Source organism: Polynucleobacter sp. es-MAR-4 (assembly GCF_018882055.1).
Lineage (GTDB): Bacteria > Pseudomonadota > Gammaproteobacteria > Burkholderiales > Burkholderiaceae > Polynucleobacter.
On the sequence record NZ_JACVPF010000001.1, the window covers coordinates 450579 to 467593 of the forward strand.

The 17015-nt window shown below is 44.5% G+C and carries 17 protein-coding genes, 1 tRNA gene and 1 other RNA gene; 5 read left to right on the plus strand and 14 right to left on the minus strand.

Annotated elements, in window-relative coordinates; genetic code table 11:
* Window positions 1-24 precede the first annotated feature (24 nt).
* The 7 genes from ICN16_RS02235 to dnaX all read right to left on the minus strand — a co-directional run bounded on the left by ICN16_RS02235 (window position 25) and on the right by dnaX (window position 10370).
* Complete coding sequence (locus ICN16_RS02235; RefSeq protein WP_216133484.1) at window positions 25-3111, minus strand: CusA/CzcA family heavy metal efflux RND transporter; 3087 nt, start codon at window positions 3109-3111, stop codon at window positions 25-27.
* A complete protein-coding gene (locus tag ICN16_RS02240; protein ID WP_216133486.1) occupies window positions 3112-4371 on the minus strand; it encodes an efflux RND transporter periplasmic adaptor subunit in 1260 nt (419 codons plus the stop codon). It abuts the gene before it with no gap.
* Window positions 4372-4392: 21 nt separating this feature from the next.
* Entirely contained in the window at window positions 4393-5979 is a 1587-nt protein-coding gene (locus ICN16_RS02245; protein ID WP_255533562.1) for a TolC family protein, read from the minus strand.
* A 104-nt stretch (window positions 5980-6083) separates the two neighbouring features.
* Complete coding sequence (locus ICN16_RS02250) at window positions 6084-7502, minus strand: carbohydrate porin (RefSeq protein WP_216133488.1); 1419 nt, start codon at window positions 7500-7502, stop codon at window positions 6084-6086.
* A gap of 178 nt (window positions 7503-7680) precedes the next feature.
* The gene (gene recR, locus ICN16_RS02255) at window positions 7681-8304 is read right to left on the minus strand and encodes a recombination mediator RecR (protein ID WP_216133499.1); all 624 of its coding nucleotides are present in this window, start codon (window positions 8302-8304) and stop codon (window positions 7681-7683) included.
* A 25-nt stretch (window positions 8305-8329) separates the two neighbouring features.
* Window positions 8330-8653 carry a YbaB/EbfC family nucleoid-associated protein gene (locus ICN16_RS02260; protein ID WP_046330302.1) on the minus strand — a complete coding sequence of 108 codons (324 nt, stop codon included), beginning with the start codon at window positions 8651-8653 and terminating at the stop codon, window positions 8330-8332.
* 40 nt (window positions 8654-8693) lie between these two features.
* A complete protein-coding gene (gene dnaX / locus ICN16_RS02265; RefSeq protein WP_216133502.1) occupies window positions 8694-10370 on the minus strand; it encodes a DNA polymerase III subunit gamma/tau in 1677 nt (558 codons plus the stop codon).
* Between the two features lie 32 nt (window positions 10371-10402).
* On the opposite strand from dnaX, the gene ffs reads away from it, so the two are divergent.
* Window positions 10403-10500, plus strand: an RNA gene (ffs, locus tag ICN16_RS02270) — signal recognition particle sRNA small type.
* 252 nt (window positions 10501-10752) lie between these two features.
* Here ffs and ICN16_RS02275 read toward each other — a convergent pair.
* Window positions 10753-10938: a hypothetical protein gene (locus ICN16_RS02275; protein WP_216133504.1), complete on the minus strand. Its 186-nt coding sequence runs from the start codon at window positions 10936-10938 to the stop codon at window positions 10753-10755.
* 149 nt (window positions 10939-11087) lie between these two features.
* On the opposite strand from ICN16_RS02275, the gene ICN16_RS02280 reads away from it, so the two are divergent.
* Window positions 11088-11912: a hypothetical protein gene (locus ICN16_RS02280; RefSeq protein WP_216133506.1), complete on the plus strand. Its 825-nt coding sequence runs from the start codon at window positions 11088-11090 to the stop codon at window positions 11910-11912.
* A 34-nt stretch (window positions 11913-11946) separates the two neighbouring features.
* Here the strand turns inward: ICN16_RS02280 and ICN16_RS02285 are convergent, their stop codons facing one another.
* The 5 genes from ICN16_RS02285 to ICN16_RS02305 all read right to left on the minus strand — a co-directional run bounded on the left by ICN16_RS02285 (window position 11947) and on the right by ICN16_RS02305 (window position 15134).
* On the minus strand, window positions 11947-12654 hold the full coding sequence (locus tag ICN16_RS02285) for a hypothetical protein (protein WP_216133508.1): 708 nt from the start codon (window positions 12652-12654) through the stop codon (window positions 11947-11949).
* Window positions 12655-12665: 11 nt separating this feature from the next.
* Window positions 12666-13694 (minus strand): RDD family protein, encoded by a 1029-nt coding sequence (locus tag ICN16_RS02290; protein WP_216133510.1) that lies wholly within the window; start codon window positions 13692-13694, stop codon window positions 12666-12668.
* Window positions 13695-13790: 96 nt separating this feature from the next.
* On the minus strand, window positions 13791-14408 hold the full coding sequence (locus ICN16_RS02295) for a hypothetical protein (protein ID WP_216133511.1): 618 nt from the start codon (window positions 14406-14408) through the stop codon (window positions 13791-13793).
* Window positions 14409-14485: 77 nt separating this feature from the next.
* A complete protein-coding gene (locus tag ICN16_RS02300) occupies window positions 14486-14992 on the minus strand; it encodes a hypothetical protein (RefSeq protein ID WP_216133518.1) in 507 nt (168 codons plus the stop codon).
* A gap of 65 nt (window positions 14993-15057) precedes the next feature.
* Window positions 15058-15134: transfer RNA gene (locus ICN16_RS02305), tRNA-Ile, on the minus strand.
* Window positions 15135-15435: 301 nt separating this feature from the next.
* Here ICN16_RS02305 and ICN16_RS02310 point away from each other — a divergent pair.
* The 3 genes from ICN16_RS02310 (at window position 15436) to ICN16_RS02320 (ending at window position 16810) form a co-directional block, all read left to right on the plus strand.
* Window positions 15436-15783 carry a type II toxin-antitoxin system RelE/ParE family toxin gene (locus tag ICN16_RS02310; RefSeq protein ID WP_216133520.1) on the plus strand — a complete coding sequence of 116 codons (348 nt, stop codon included), beginning with the start codon at window positions 15436-15438 and terminating at the stop codon, window positions 15781-15783.
* A complete protein-coding gene (locus ICN16_RS02315; RefSeq protein ID WP_216133522.1) occupies window positions 15780-16067 on the plus strand; it encodes an XRE family transcriptional regulator in 288 nt (95 codons plus the stop codon). The genes ICN16_RS02310 and ICN16_RS02315 overlap by 4 nt, the downstream gene beginning before the upstream one ends.
* An 83-nt stretch (window positions 16068-16150) precedes the next feature.
* Window positions 16151-16810 (plus strand): putative quorum-sensing-regulated virulence factor, encoded by a 660-nt coding sequence (locus ICN16_RS02320; protein WP_216133524.1) that lies wholly within the window; start codon window positions 16151-16153, stop codon window positions 16808-16810.
* A 62-nt stretch (window positions 16811-16872) separates the two neighbouring features.
* Here ICN16_RS02320 and ICN16_RS09845 read toward each other — a convergent pair whose 3' ends face one another.
* Window positions 16873-17004 (minus strand): hypothetical protein, encoded by a 132-nt coding sequence (locus ICN16_RS09845; RefSeq protein ID WP_255533563.1) that lies wholly within the window; start codon window positions 17002-17004, stop codon window positions 16873-16875.
* Between the last annotated feature and the right edge of the window lie 11 nt (window positions 17005-17015).

Genomic DNA, 17015 nt, shown 5'->3' on the forward strand with positions numbered 1-17015 from the left:
TGTAAATACCTTATTAGCACTTCTTTATGCTGCAGATGCTTTGGAGGCCTGACTTAAGCTGCGACCTCTAAACCATCCATATATTACTGGCAATACCAACAGGGTCAAAATTGTGGTCGTGACCATGCCGCCAACAATGACAAGGGCCAAGGGGCGCTGGGCTTCAGAGCCAATAGAGTGCGATAAGGCGGCCGGTAAGAGGCCTAGACCAGACAAGGCTGCCGTCATCAATACCGGGCGGACTCGTAAGGAAGCGCCCTCTACCATCACGTCTTTCATTTCCCCATGCTCGGTAGCAGCGGTCTTATTGATAAAGGAGATCAGAATCACACCATCCTGAATGGCAATACCAAAGAGAGATAAGAAGCCAAAGAAAGCAGAAATGCTCAAAGTCTCGCCTGCGAGATGCAAGGCAATAACACCGCCAATAGCTGCAAATGGCACGTTAATCATCACAATCACGGCATCCCGGAAATTACCAAAAGCACTAACAAGCAATAAGAAAATTCCTAGGAGCGCTAATGGCACGATCAACATGAGTTTCTTTTGCGCTTGTTTCATTTGATTGAACTGACCATCCCAGCTAATCGAGTAATTTGGGGGCAAGGTAATATTTTTCTCAACCAGGAATTGCGCATCCTCGACCGCGCTACCCAAGTCACGACCACGCACACTGAACTTAATCGCAATATAGCGCTTACCGGCTTCGCGATAGATGAAGAAAGGACCATCCGAGAGTTGAACCGTGGCCACCATCGACAAAGGAATGGAGGGTCCGTTAGACGAATCTACCAAGAGGTGGCCAATATCGGCAATGTCATTGCGACTACCTTCGTTTAAGCGCACAGCAATGCCAAAGGTTTTTTCATCCTCTAGGAGATTGGTGACTGCAGCCCCACCAATCGCATTGGCCACGACTGTTTGAATATCATTCACATTGATGCCATAGCGAGCTGCACGCTCTCGATCAATCTGAATATTCAGCGTTGGTTGTCCAAGCTCTTTTAAGATGCCTTCATCAGCAACGCCACGAACCTTCTTCAGCAAATCGATTACCTCATGGGCCTTTTGATCCAGAACCTCAAGATCGGTTCCGTAGATCTTGACGGAGTTTTCACCTTTCACCCCAGAAAGTGCCTCGTTAACGTTATCCTGAATGTACTGAGAAAAGCTATAGGTGACGCCCGGGATCTTATTGAGCTCTTCCTCCAAATGAGCAATCAGTGCTTTCTTATTCGAGCCACCTGGCATCTTGTCAGGACTCTTTAAATACAGTCCGTACTCCTGGTTAAAGACGCCGGTGGAATCCGTGCCATCATCAGGTCGACCAATTTGGGCTGCAACTTTTTCAATTTCTGGTTGCTTTAAAAAAGTCTCGCGTAACTGGTTGGCGACTTTCACTGAATAGTCTAGATCAACCGTATTGGGCAAGGTAACTCGCAACCAAATATTATTTTCTTCTAAAGTGGGTAAGAATGCCGTTCCTAAGCGTGTCACACTTAGTAAGGTCAACCCCAATACAAATACCGCCACAGAGACGACTGTTAGCGGACGATCCATCCACCTTCTTAGTAAAGGCTTATAGCCATTCAATAACTTAGTAATAAATCCAGGGGGTTTGTGATGCAGATTCTCACCAAAGACTAAAGAAATCATTGCCGGCAAGAAAGTCAAACTAAGAATCATGGCGGCAATCAAAGCAAAGCCCATGGTGAATGCCATTGGCTTAAAGATAATTCCTTCTACGCCACCCATGAAGAACAATGGGGAGTAGGCAACAATAATGATGCCGGTGGAGTAAATCATGGCGCGCTGCACTTCGCTTGTTGCCAAGATGATGCTTTGGTTTAGGCGCTTACCACCCTCCTCCAAGTGACGCATAACGTTCTCAGTCAGAATCACCGCCGAGTCGACAATGACGCCAAAGTCGATCGCACCAAGAGAGATCAGGTTTGCCGGCACACTCCATAGATGCATCTGAATAAACGATACACATAAGGCCAGAGGAATAACTGCCGCTACGACTGCTGCGGCACGCAAATTACCCAAGAAGAAAAACAGAACTGCAAGCACCAATGAAATACCGAAAAATAAGGTGTGCTTCACAGTGCCAATGGTAATGTCTAGAAGTACTTGACGATCATAAAATGGCACCACTTCAATACCGGGTGGTAGCACTTGCTTATTAATATTCTCAACCGTGTTGCGCACACGCGCTAATACCTCGGTAGCATTCTCACCGCGGCGTAAATAAACAATACCTTCAACTGAGTCTGGGTTCTCATTGAACTGGAACATGCCTAAACGTGGCGCATTACCAATCTCTACGCGCGCCACATCCCCTATTCGAATTGGCACGCCGTTATGAATAGAAACCACCACTCGCTTAATGTCATCAATGTTTTTAAGTAGGCCTACACCGCGTACTACAAATTGCTGCTCTCCACTAGGTAACAGCCCTCCACCGGTATTGCTATTGGCATTAGTCAAGGCGGTAATGAGCTCAGTAACGGTGACACCTTTAGCTTGGAGACTTTCTGGGCTAACAATCACTTGATATTGACGTACCTTGCCGCCAAACGAAGAAACATCAGCAACTCCAGGGGTTTGCTTGAGCTCTTTATAGATCTCATAGTTTTGCAGGGTCTTCAAGTGACTGGAAGAAGCATAGTCAGACTTCACCTCATAACGCATGATCTCGCCAGTAGCATCAGAGTCAGGGCTAATACTTGATGTCACTCCTGGCGGGAGGCTAACATTTGACAAGCTTGTAATAAAACGTTGGCGCGCTTGAAATGGATCAGTAGCATCATTAAATTTCAGAGTAACAACAGACAAACCAAATAAAGAAACGGAGCGGAAAGCCTGCAGACCTGGAATACCAGCCAAGGCATTTTCTACCGGTATGGTTACTTGCTGCTCAACCTCAGTAGTACTTCTCCCCGGCCATTGGGAAATCGCCTGAATTGTTAAGGGCGCTACGCCTGGGTATGGCTGAATAGGTAATTTAGAGAGACTAAACATCCCCAAACCCAAAAGCACAATGGAAGCAATGATGACAAGCACCCGCTTCTCAACAACACCTCGAATGAAGGAGGTAAATGCGCTCACTTAGTCTTCCTGCTTAGCAAATCGATCGTTGAGCAATACAGCACCCTCAGCCAAGATACGTGAACCCGGTTCTACACCTTCGGTAATCGCAAAGGTCTTGCTATTGAGGTCATATCCCCTGACGGGCAGACGACGATAAGCCTCGTCACCCACCTTCACGATGACATACCGCATCTCACGTATACGTACCACCGCTGTTTGCGGTACAACAATGGCATCAGCCATCCCCGTAGTTAATCTAGCTGAGGCATACATATCTGGTCGCAAAAGATCGTCATTATTCTCAATCTCCGCACGAATAAGCAATGCGCGCGTTTGCGAATCAATAGTGGGGGCAATGTAATTGGCGTAGGCAACAAACTCTTTATCTGGATATGCCTCGACATGTAAGACCATTTTTTGGCCCTGCTTAATCAGCCGTAAATCTTGCTCAAAGACATTACCCATAAACCACAATTGTTTTGGATCAGCTAGGGTAGCAATGACATCGCCGGAACTCACGGCAGCACCAGGCTCCACATTGCGCTTAACAACAACCCCTTTAATTGGAGAGCGCATGATCAGATTTGCCTGAGTCTTTCCAGTAGTCTCGAGAGCCTTAATATCCCCCTCACCAGCACCCAAATTACGGATGCGATTGGCAGCAGCCTGCTGAGTAATACGCGCATCACCCAGCAAATCACTCATCGTTTTGTTACCCTCCAATACCTTCGCCGTTTTCGAGGAGAGTAAATATTCTTGCTGAGCAGACAGAAATTCTGGGCTATAGAGCTCTACTACTGGGGAGCCGACATTGACTTCAGCGCCATCAAAAGCATAGATACGCTCCACTCTTCCCGGTGCACGAGCAGCGAGTACTTTAGATTTCTCTGCATTAAACGCTAAACGTCCGGGGACCTTAATGTCTACTGGTACCTGCACTTTTTCTGCCGTTTGGAAGATATAAATATCTGGATTCAACCGGACCCCAGGAAGTTTTAACTCCAAGACACCGCTCTTCTCCACTTTGAGAGCCTTATCAGAGGCTTCAATCTTTACATTGCGATTGACATTAGTAATGCGGCCTAAAACGATACCCATCGATAGAATCGCAAAGGCAAATGCTGCCAAGCGCATCCGATAACGATTTTGTGGACTGAGATTCCAATACAAAGCACCTACGCTTGCAAGCGCAACCTGCAGTCGATGGCCGCCAAAATGTAAGACCTTATCAACAACAGGTTTTGCCCTAACAGCAAGCTTGTTTAGAAAAGAAAGCATTTTGTCTTTCAACACTGCTCCTTAAAAAGGTTCTTTGCCAGATGTCACTAGCAATACTGCTTGCGCTTGCAATAAATTACTTTCAGCTAGCGCTAATTGAACTTCGAGGCTACGCAACTGAGTTTGTGCTGTCAGTAAATCATTAAACCCCTGTCCATTATTGGAGTACTGAGTTAAGCCAACTTTATATGCAGCATCGGCTTGAGGTACTTGGCGCTCTTTTAAAAATTGCGCCTGACTTTTGGCTTGCTCATATGTGGCATAAGCACTATTGACCGCCAATACAATTTGCTGGCGATTGGAAATATTGCCCGCTTCAGCCGCCGCCTGGCTGCGCTGTGCCTGCTCTACCCCATACTTTTCCTTAGTAAAGAAATACAGCGGAATGATGAGATCCAACTCAAGCTGATAGAACATCGTGCCGTTGTTAGCTGAGAACGGACCCCGTGGCGTAAATGAAGAACCAACCACCTGAAAGTCTGGCAAGTAAGCCTTCTTTGCTAAATCAACACCCTTGCGTGCAGCCTCTAGCTGTAATGCCGAGCTCTTCAAAGAAGGATGACTGGTTTCTGCATAGTCTTCGAGCTCAACTAAGGTTGGAACACTGCTCATGGCGCGACGTACATCACCGCGCAAGACCAACTTTTCTCTCGAGTGACGACCCACTAAAGTATTGATGTTATTTAAGGCAACCGATAGTTGTCGCTCAACATTAAATTGATCGGCTTGTGCTGAACTTTGGGCTACTTGCGCGTTCAGATATTCCACATACGCTGCGGCATTATTGGAGTAGCGCGCTTTAGCGACGTTCTTAATCATCTCTAAACGCATTACAGACTCTTTCAGAACCTGCAACTGCTTTTGCGATGCCAGCGCACTGTAATACAAGGTGGATAGTTGTGCACCCAACTGCAAGTAAGTGGACTCACTTTGCGCTAAGAGTGCTTCGGCATTGGTATTGGCAATATCGGATGCCAAACTCTTCTTGCCAGGAAACTGAAACGGCTGTGCAATAGAGATGGCGTTATTACTACTAATGCCGTTAGGGTACTGCGGAGATGGTGCATTAGCTCCACCCAAACCCAAAGGTGAATTTGCTGGCATCCCCGACCATACCAATCCTACTTGTGGATTCGCTGGAGCATTGATCTGCGGAACGGTTGCTTTTGCGGATAAGTAAGACTCACGTAATGAAGACAATTGCGGGTTGTTTAATTTGAGTTCGTTCCAGAGTTGACGCAAATCCATCTCTGCAGGTCCCGATGGCGTACCCTTGGTATAGATCTTCGGTGTATTGCTTTGAGTTACTGGAGAGAATAATGATGCAGCGTTAGCAGGATTTATGGCTTCGTTACTAACTAATGGTGGCGCCGACAAAGAATCTTTTGATTCATTCGTTTGCACAGTGACACTGGACGAATTTATTTGCGCAGATGCAGAACTAATCAGCAAAGCAGAGGCAAAGGCAAAAACAATCCTATTGATAGGATTGAATGCTCGTGCAGCAATATCGCCTGTTATCTTGTGGCCGTAAATCAAATCGGCTGCCTCTAAATTGGTACTAACACTGTTTTTATAGCCTTGAGTGTAGATTTCCCTACATTCCAAGTGGTTTTAGCAATTATAGGGGGCTAGAGGTAAATGTCTATGAAATGCAAATTCTTATCTTATTGATTCTAAAGACAATAATTAATCAGAGGTGCTTGCAGCGCCTAGAATTCAGCATGAACCCTAAAAGAGAGGATGTTTACCGGTCCGCGGGCAGAGTTATAGGCAGGATTGATGATGTGCTGAAAGTTAAGGCCAGCTAGAACGTTCTTGATCACGGTGGCGTTGTAGTACACCTCACCGATACGCTCTGGTGAATATGAAATTGTCTGGCTTGGGTTAGCGTAGTCACCAATGAAATAAGACACGCCCCCTGCTTGCAAGTAACTACGGCGATAACTTGATAAACCGTTTTGCATGGCTGAGATACCAATGCTGTCCTTTGGACGACTCCAGCTACTGCCATTCATACCCATACCAATGGAGATGGAATTGTCTGCTTCAGTAAATGACATCGTCTCAGTATGACCATCAGACGTAAAGGCACGACCATAGATACCCAAGTCCTTGGTTAAGGCCTGCTCCCCATGTATACCAATACCTGTTTTGATCTGCATATTATTTCGGACATTATTAATTGCTTGAGTGCCTTGGCGAGCGCTCGGGTCCTGATCAATGTAATTAGTAGCGTCTGAGAACCTAGCCAACATCATTTTGTTGCGATAAGCCAAGACGCTCACCTTGCCGGGAAGATCTGCAATATTGTGCTGACGCTCTACCTCGACCTGATCGCCATAGGTATTAAAAATTTGCCAATTGAGGTCACGGCCATTGGGAGACTTAGGAGCAAGCATCCGCGAGGCGCGCATCACCCAGTTATCCAGATACCACTCGCCTGCTAAGCCCCAGCTGTATCCGCGCGCATCTGCTGCGTAGTCATAGGCTAGATAGGTCATATTGCCCCAGTTCATAAACTGAATACGGGGGTCTTTGGCGTAACGACTGTCATCAAAAATATCGAGTGTGGAGAACTGACCGCCAGTTAGAACTACACGATTGCTACTCACCGTTTGGGTAATTTGATTAGCTTCATTCTCAAGAACGACTTTGTCACCCTCTTGATTAATGGTTTGACGCACAAACGCACGAGCAGAGTAAAACTTGGCCTGAGTCCCAGTCGCTTTACTACCCTCTCCGTTGGTGAAACCACCTAAACCAGAAAGATCAGAGAACGGCACTCCAGAGATTACTTCTGGATTGAAGTAGACATCAGTATTTGGCGCAATGCGCGCACCAAAGAATAAAGTTCCCGACCAGGTGTAACTCATCGACTTCTCTGCATTCAAACTATTCTGACCAGAGTAGGAGGATGTGAAATTGTTGTAACGCTGATTGATATACGTTGTTTGACCGTGAATGTTTACAGGTAACCCAAACAACTCACCTTCTGTAGGCACATCCTGAATTGGAGATGCAAAGCTGGCGATCTGATCCGAACCGGATCCTGCCTTCTGGGCGTGCACACTCATGCTGCAAATTGCAGCAAGCAAGCAAGGCAGGAGAAGATAGGATTTGTGGGTCATTCACAATTTCACAATGCTTAGCATCAATGGCCAATGAAAATTAAGGGCCAGATCTACCGGGGTAAAAACAAGACAACTCGGATAGGCACGGCGTGAGACTGAAGCTCAACAGGGGTGCAGGCCAAATTATCTCCAAAAAGAGGCAATTTACCTAGAATTTATGTCGATTTAGTGACACTTAGCCAACGGTACGGCGATCCATCAGCGCTCTGGCTAATGTGCCTGCATCCACATACTCCAGCTCACCCCCCACCGGAATCCCTCTGGCGATTCTGGTGACTTTGATGCCTTTGGATTTAAGCACTTCACCAATGTAGTGGGCTGTGGCCTCACCTTCACTCGTGAAATTCGTTGCCAGCACTACTTCTCTGACTGGCACTCCAGTATCCGGAGATTCAATACGATTAAGCAATCGATCGAAATGGATTTCATTTGGGCCCATGCCATCGAGTGGTGAGATGCGGCCCATCAATACAAAGTAATTACCTTTGAAACTCAATGTCTGCTCGACCATCACTTGGTCAGCAGGTGTTTCCACAATGCACAGTAATGATGGATCACGACGATCATCATTACAAGTTGCGCAGATTTGGGTTTCTGAGAAAGTATTGCAACGGGCGCAGTGCCCTACCGTCTCTACAGCTTCACCTAATGATTGGGCAAGTACAGCTGCACCATTGCGATCATGCTGCAGTAGATAAAAAGCCATGCGTTGCGCTGACTTTGGTCCTACTCCAGGCAATACACGCAATGCCTCGATCAATCGACCGAGGGCATCTTGTGGAGCTTCTTGACGTGCCATTAAATAAACAGTTTTTTATTAATGATTAAAAAGGCAACTTGAAGCCAGGAGGCATCGGCATGCCAGCAGTAGCACCAGACATCACTTGTGAGCTAGCAGCTTCTACTTGTTTGAATGCTTCTGTGTAGGCAGTGACTAATAAGTCTTCGAGCATTTCGCGATCATCCATTGCGCCTGGATCAATCTGTACACGCTTCATTTCGTGTTTGCCAGAGATGGTGACTTTAACCAAACCACCGGCTGCTTGGCCAGTGACTTCTAGCGCAGCTAATTGCTCTTGCGCTACTTTCATCTTCTCTTGCATCTGCTGGGCTTGTTTCATCAAACCAGCAAGGCCACCTTTCATCATCGCTTTATTTCCTTGTATCTAATATTGTTAAATCTGGCAATCAAAGAGGCTTAACAGAACCACCAACTACTTTGGCTCCAAACTCTTTTTCTAATTGCTGAATAAATGGATCTTGAGCAATCATCTGCTCTGCGTTTTGTCTTTTCTCTTGATGAATCTGAGCATCGACTTTAGCTACTGTCTTGCCTTCAACTTCACCCTTCTCTATTAATACTTTGATCGGCTTGCCGAAGTGTGCACTTAATGCATCAGCCAGACGACCAACAGAAGCTTCAGAAGCCAGCTGCGGCATCGGCGTTACAACCGTAGCGCGCACGCCTGCTGGCGAGTCTTCCCAATCTTGCAACTCTGTCTGAAATGCTAACTGCTGCACCAAACCTTTAACCGGCAATTGGCGCATCAAGGCATGCCAGTCTGGGCGATTGGCCGCAGATGCAGTGACTGCTGGTGCAGAAGCTGGAGGAGCAGAAGCGGCAGGCTTAGCTGCCATAGGTGCTGGAGCAGATGCTGCATGCGCTGAAGATCTAACTGGAGCGGCTGTTTGATTTGCTGGGGCTGCTGGTCTTGGAGCACTTGCTACTGGTGGTGCGGAGTTCCCTGCTCTGCCTGGAGTTTCATTTCCGGGACGAAAGGCCAGCATACGCAGAAGCGTCATGGCAAAGCCAGTTTGTTCATCTGGAGCAAGCGATAAATCTGGACGACTCGTAATGCTAATTTGATAAAAGAGTTGCGCTTCTTCTTTTGTCAACGCGCTGGCTAAGCGACGAATCTCTGCTGCTTCAGGCCAATCTTCCAAAACAGATTCTGGAACGATTTGTGCAGCAGCGATTTTCTGAATGAGACTGGATAAATCTGCAAGCGCTAATGAGAAAGACATACTGCGCTCGCCCATCTCATTAGAGATGGCTAGCAATGTCGCTCCATCTTTTGCAATCAGGGCATCCAGAATGCGAATGAGATAAGCATCATCCAATGTGCCGAGCATGCCACGTACTGCTTCTTCCGAAACTTTGCCAGCAGCATATGCAATGGCTTGATCGGTCAGTGATAAGGCATCACGCATCGAGCCTTGTGCTGCTTTTGCTAAAACACGGAGTGCATTAGTTTCGCAATCGACGTTTTCTGCAGCGAGTACTTTTTCTAAATGCTCAACGATGAGCGGCACCGGCATTTGCTTGAGATTGAACTGCAAGCAGCGGGACAGAATAGTTACTGGAATCTTTTGCGGATCAGTAGTTGCAAGTATGAACTTCACATGTTCAGGCGGTTCTTCGAGAGTCTTGAGCATGGCATTAAAGGCATGATTGGTGAGCATGTGCACCTCGTCAATCATGTAGACCTTGTAACGCGCATTACTAGGAGCGTAGGCTGCCTTCTCTAATAGAGCGGCAATATCGTCTACCCCGCGATTACTCGCAGCATCCATCTCGATATAGTCAACAAAGCGACCGGCATCAATTTCTAGGCAAGCGGGGCATTTTCCACAGGGCTCTGAGGTCATGCGACCTTGACCGTCTTCCCCAGTGCAATTGAGGGCTTTGGCCATAATTCGGGCAATTGTGGTCTTTCCGACCCCACGAGTGCCTGTAAATAGCCAAGCGTGGTGTAGTCGACCCTGGTCTAAGGCATGGGTCAATGCCTTAACCACATGGTCTTGTCCTACCAATTGGGAGAAAGTTTTAGGGCGCCACGAACGGGCTAAAGCCAATGCTGTCATGTATTACATTCTAACAAGCTAAAATGGAATTGGACGGGCCTCCCCGCATGGCGGTTTGGATAACCTGGTCAGGTCGGGAACGAAGCAGCCAAACCCAATTCTGTCAGTGCCGGGGGTCGGGCTCGTCCACCTCCCCCAAGCTAGATTTAGCTCAATTACAGGATCTTTAAGACCCTAATGATTCCCCAAATCATCCAAATAATCAGCAAAACCAGGACTACCCGGGAATCCATTACCAATCTAAACAATCGTTGTTGCTTATGTCTACATTCAATAGCTAGGTGCATTCCCAATCCCCCGGTAGTCAGAAAGATTCAGCGTAGAGCTTAGCAATGCCAAATGACAGGGATTGGGGATGATTTCAGTGTAGGAATAGGACGAGTCATTGCCTCAGCAAGTATTGATTGGACATATTAGCGACCAAATCAAACTGAGTCTCTTTGGTAATAGCCCGTATCCACTTGTTATCCACCTTATAGCGACATTGCCATACGGCACTATGCTCGCGTTGATAGAGGGTTAGGTTACGGTGTATGAGTTGATGTGTACTTTCTTTTTTAATTGCCATACACATACTTTAGCTTCTTACACTAGGCTAGAGCAACCAAGTTGGCTGAATTATCAAGGTCAATTTAGCCAAAAGAAAGTGTGGCTAAGAGTGGTGGTGAATGGGGGGAATATGGTGAGTTTGTGGGCAGGCAGTAGTAATATTCGTATATGAATTCAAAAATCAAAAAAATGCTCGCCAGTTATGGGGCGATCCTTTTCTTGCTGGCTTGTAGCTCAAATAGCTATGGACAAACTCAACTCGAGCAAGTTCGCCAAAGCGAATTTCGGCGCAACTATAACAATTGTTTAAGTGGCATAGGATTCTGCAATAAAACTGAACTTACAGCCCCACAGTTGGAAGCGGTTTCTCGAGGTGAAATTCAAAGAAACTACAACAACTGCGCAACCGGCATTGGATTTTGCAATGCCTCTCAATTAACAGATAAAGAAGCTCAAACTGTTAAGTCCAATCAAATAAGACGAAACCTCAATAACTGCAGCTCTGGAATTGGCTATTGCGACCGCAATTTATTAAGCGTCAATGAACTTGAAACGGTGAAAAAAAATGAGCTTCACCGTAACTACAATAGTTGCATAAGCGGCATAGGATTTTGCAGTAAGCCCAACCTTACCGAGACTCAAGCTGAGGCAGTTCACAAAAGTGAGCTGAAGAGAAATTATAATAATTGCATTAGTGGTATCGGGTACTGCAATAAATCATTGCTTGATGGGAACTCAAGCAATTTAGCGCTATCGCATCAACCAAGAGTTAATCAAAACCAGACTTATTCAAGTCCCCAACCTTCAGCTCAAAATAATTCAACGACTTACGCACCTTCTGCACCGATACAAAACATAGGTCCATGCGCTGAAAATGGATCTTGCTATGGTGATATCAGCAACGTTACGGATCTACCTAAGACGGTTCCGGTTGACGGGTACTATAGAAAAGATGGTACATATGTCAGGGGGCATTACCGTAGCCATAGGTAGCTAATTTCCACAGATCGAACAAAATGATTCCCGACTACTTTCCAACAATTTGATCACATGGCTTCAGAGAAGCATATTCTTTATTGAAAAATGCAGCTCTCAATATCGACATATCTGTGACCTTATTTCGTACAACTGTGTAATAGATATTGAAATCAGGCAAGAAGTAGTAACGAACTACGGCAGCATCAAGCTCTTTTGAGGTGCCACATAATATTTTAGTTTTAGATAATCCGTAACGATCAACAATAGAATCGCCACTAGAACCACACGCAACCCCATTAAGCGAAGCATAGTCAGTCGACCCATCATACTTACACACGTGGAATATTGCCTCAACTTTACTAACTGTTGAATCAACCTCTATAAAGTTTTGGCCAAATCCTTGGCCATCCCCAGCAATTGCATATACATCAACCTCTGGACTATTGGTGATTTTCGAAGCATCCATTTTTTTCGTTGCAATCTTAAACTTCACATCAGCCAATTTTTCACCTACTTCGACCCCATACCAACCAATAAGTGCTTTAGGCTTTGCATCTTCAATTTCTTTATTTTTTCGAGCATTAGACTCAAGCTTGTCATTAGCCAAAACAATCATCAAAATAATAAGTGGTATGACTATCAGGGCTGCAATAACCTTCCATGCCAACGATCCAAATCTACCCCAATTCCAGCGATCTTTGGTTGATATGTACAACATTACAAACCCGATAAAAATTAGCCCAAAACCAATCCACATATACCAATCCTTTATTTTTTAGCTATTGCGGTTGTAGTTTTCCAGAGCTCATTACTTAATTTTTCTACTTCGGCATCCGTATATGCATATGGCTTATCTTGAATTGTCACCACACGCCAAAAATTAGGCCCCTCCTTGCGAACTGCCACATGCAATCTGGAATCTGGAAAATCAGTCATAGCTCCATATGCATCCCAAGACTCAAATCCATCCTTGGTTGAATACTTCCCGCCATCATCAAACTTCATCGTCTTTTTAGAGGCGGACATAAATGCATTTGCATAGTTATTAAGGGTTATATCTGCACTTTCAAGACCTAATATAGCTACAGCATGTTGAGTAACCTCTGTAAAAGTATATATAGACTGCTGATCTGAATTTTTAGTTGCAGAATACTTCCAAATTGCGCTTATTGATGCATCGATTTTTGTATACGGATTCTGCCAAACGTACGGAGGAGCACTAACAGCTTTACTAATTTGCTGTTCGTCCTGCTTTCCAACTGCAGATAAACCAATTACAACTGCATACATGGTGACAATAGCAACTACTGCCAATATCATCCGCCCTTTTGAGAGTGGGGTTGCATAAACTTGGCAATCTATTTTTTCATCGTAACTCGTTTGCTTTCGGTCTTTGACCCTCGAATACTGATTCCAAAAAGTAAAGAGTGAGACTAATGGAAATGCTAATCCATAACCCCTAACCCAAAGTCCCAGGGTCCGACGGAACCAATCTCTCGCATCCATATCACCTTTTATTTTTTCAACCTTAAGATTTAAAAGGTGCTTACCAAGTGAGTTACCAAATATCTTACAAATGATTGCATCAACAAATAATGCGATAGGCACATAGATCATTCCCATCACATAATCATTATTTGGCATATTTAAGATTGATGTATAGCCTGCCGAGTATTTTGAAAGTATTGGATTCAAAATCATTGCCAGAATCATTATTTCAAGATACAAGTCGAAATTTCGTGCAAAAAATCTTCTCCATGGTCCAGCGAGAGTTTTTTGAAGGGCTAAATTTTCCATATTTTTTACTATTCTTATAATTGCTATATATAAAAGGATATAGGATTTAAGCCCATCCTCCAACTAGTTGGGGCCCAGTGAAGACCACTAGGGAGATTACCTCCGAAATAAGTCCGTCTGATAAAGCTTTTGAATTGCCAGCTGCTCCAAGTCCCTTCTATTGGCCACTAAAACAATCTGTATAAAAGCCATCAAGGCAAATGCTTGCGAAAGCCTTAAAACCTCAATAATTTCTTCATCAGTGTAATTGGGGTTAATAGTCTTACCTTTAACCCTTCTAGCAATCTGCTGAAACCCTCCATGGGTATAGCTACTCATTGCTGACCAAGCTTGCCTTTTTAGATTTGATAGCGCTCCACTTTTAAAGGACTCTAATTGCTCAATCTCCTTTAAAGCCTGACCACAGCTTCTAGAAAACTCATCACGCTCAAATAGAAGGAGATCCTGATCTGTTCCACAATCTTTTAGCCAAACAGCTCGAACAAAAGTTTCAAACAATGGTCGCACTAAAGCAAATGCAGCTCCGTATACCCGCTTTTCAATTAAAGCCGTGATTCCCGTGAAGTGGTCTAAAACAACATCAAAAGCTGCAATAGAAAGTAGCAGCCTTTTATTCACTGGAAAGGGTATGTCATCTAAGCTTGAAATAGTCCAAGCGTGAATCTCCCTGGATTCCTGGAGAATCTGATCTAAGGATTTTTCTTTGGCACTCATTCGAGTAGTTTAGCCAAAAGAAAGTATGGCTAGCTGTGAAAGAGTATTGGGAATTACGGAAGGGGGTGAGCGTTACTTTAAGTAACGCTCGAAACCAATTTGGTAAGAATTAAAATATCTTGCCGATCTTTCTCGTGCGCTTCAACGGAATTACCCGACTGAAGTGAAATGTTTTTCATATGGATAAGGTCTAGGATTGAAGGAATCTTAAAATTCAGTCCATTCATATTTATTTGATTTGATCTACTGTAGCAAGATTGAAAATCTATTCCATCAATAGAAGTTAGGATATCAACTTCTACATTGAACTCATTGGGGCACGCTAATCTCACGCCCGGTGTAACTAGTACCTCTTCCCACCCCTTATGAGGATCTTCATTCATCCTCATCGCTCTGAATATTAAAGCTACCTGTAGAGAGTTAATCAAATTACATGGCAACAATATATCTAGATCTTTAGGCTTTCTTTTTGAGTAATAATTCTTTACAGCCAGTCCACCAATAACCAAATATTCCACATTTAAGGAATTAAGTTTTTCAATAATTAATTTTTGATTTTTGGTAAAACTAAAGTTAGTGCTCATTGGGTGATTATGAGCTTTATTTGCTTCAAAAAAAATACCAACCCGAAGGTTGGTATTTTCATTTCTGGTGGGCCCACCAGGACTTGAACCTGGGACCAAAGGATTATGAGTCCTCTGCTCTAACCAACTGAGCTATAGGCCCGTTAATCTTTACATGCAGTTTTGTACTACTTAACTGCTTCAAAACCACACTAAAACCGCATTTACTACACACCATGAAAAAAGCTCCGGTGTGTAAGCGGTGCGTAGTGAATTTATACCGCCTAATTCACCACTAACCTCTTGAAACTATTGAGGTCTTTGTTACAAGACCCCTAGGGCTTCTTTCTTATGAGTCCCCCGCTCTAACCAACTGAGCTGTTTTTTCTAAATTACGTACCTTCCTACAATCTTTTCAGTAAAAGATGATGTAAGATACGTACCATAATTGGTACGCTACTTGGATGAGAAATCCCATCCTAGAAGTTAATTTTTATGCAACAGAACAAGGAAATGAACCAGTTAGGGAGTGGCTGAAGTCCTTGAGTGCTTTTGATAAGAAACGTATTGGGGAAGATATCAAGACTGTTCAATTTGGATGGCCATTAGGGATGCCCTTGGTAAAGCATCTTGATGGGGGCATTTGGGAGGTTCGGGTGAACCTTAGCAAGAGCATCGCCAGAGTGTTGTTTGTACTAGATAAGAGCTCAATAGTATTGATTCACGGGTTTATCAAAAAGCAGCAGAAAACCTTGAAGTCTGATTTAGATCTGGCAAAAGATAGGGTGAAGAAATTAAGGAGGCACTCATGAAGAAAAAACACATTGGCAGTAACTTTGATGATTTCTTAAAAGAAGAATCGATCTTTGACCACTCCAGTGCAGTGGCAGTCAAAAGAGTCATCGCCTGGCAAATTGAACAAGAAATGATTAAGCAAAAGCTTACCAAGACCTTGATGGCCAAGAAAATGCATACCAGCCGGGCAGCCCTCAATCGTTTACTTGATGAATCGGATACTAGCCTCACGCTGCTGACACTAACAAGCGCTGCATCTGCACTTGGCAAGATGATTAAGTTTGAAATGAAAGCGGTTTAAGTTTTATTAAATACGATTTTTGGCAGAGGCAATCCAAACTCAAGGCACAATAGTCTCTCAAATATCTTTTACTAAAGAAGCCCATGCCCCAAGCCATTATTTTCGATGTAGAAGCAACCGATAAGAACAATGCCGTCATTATTGAGGCCGCATCTTTAGACGTCACCTCCATCAATCCTCTAGCAGTTGGCAATCCTTGGGTCCAGCGTTACAACCCTGGCAAGCCAATTAGCTTGGGCGCTTTAGCTACTCACCACATCATGGATGAGGAGTTGGTTAACTGCCCTGCTAGCACTTCATTTAGATTGCCTGGTGGCACTAAATACATCATTGGTCATAGCGTTGATTTTGACTGGGAGGCTATTGGTAAGCCTGATGTGAAACGTATTTGCACCCTTGCATTAGCTCGTAGTCTTTGGCCTGATCTTGATAGTCATACTCAAAGTGCCCTACTCTATTACTTCGAAAGAGCTACTGCTAGAGAACAATTACGTGATGCGCATAGCGCGTTAGCTGATGTATGGATCTGCTCCAAGATTCTTGGACAGATCATTGAGAAGCTTAAGCCATCTTCTTTAGATGCTTTATGGGAAATTTCTGGGAAAGCTCGCATTCCAACGGTTATGCCTTTTGGTAAACACAAAGGTGAGTTGATCAGCATGGTTCCATCTGACTATAAGCAGTGGATGCTACGCCAAGACAATGTATCGGAGTTCTTGCGTAAAGCTCTTGAAGCAAAATAATTGCCTTTACTAGGGAATAAGGAATCCGTGATTTCCTTATTCCCCTTCCAGGCAGCTACTGCTTATTGGTACTTGCGGCTAAATACTTGATTATTGCTAGACTCATTACGCTTGGTGTTTTTCAGCACTGCGCAGTAAGACAAAACCATGATGACTGCGAGTGAGATGCCGTTGAAGTTATTTAATAGTTCCATTTAATTTCTCC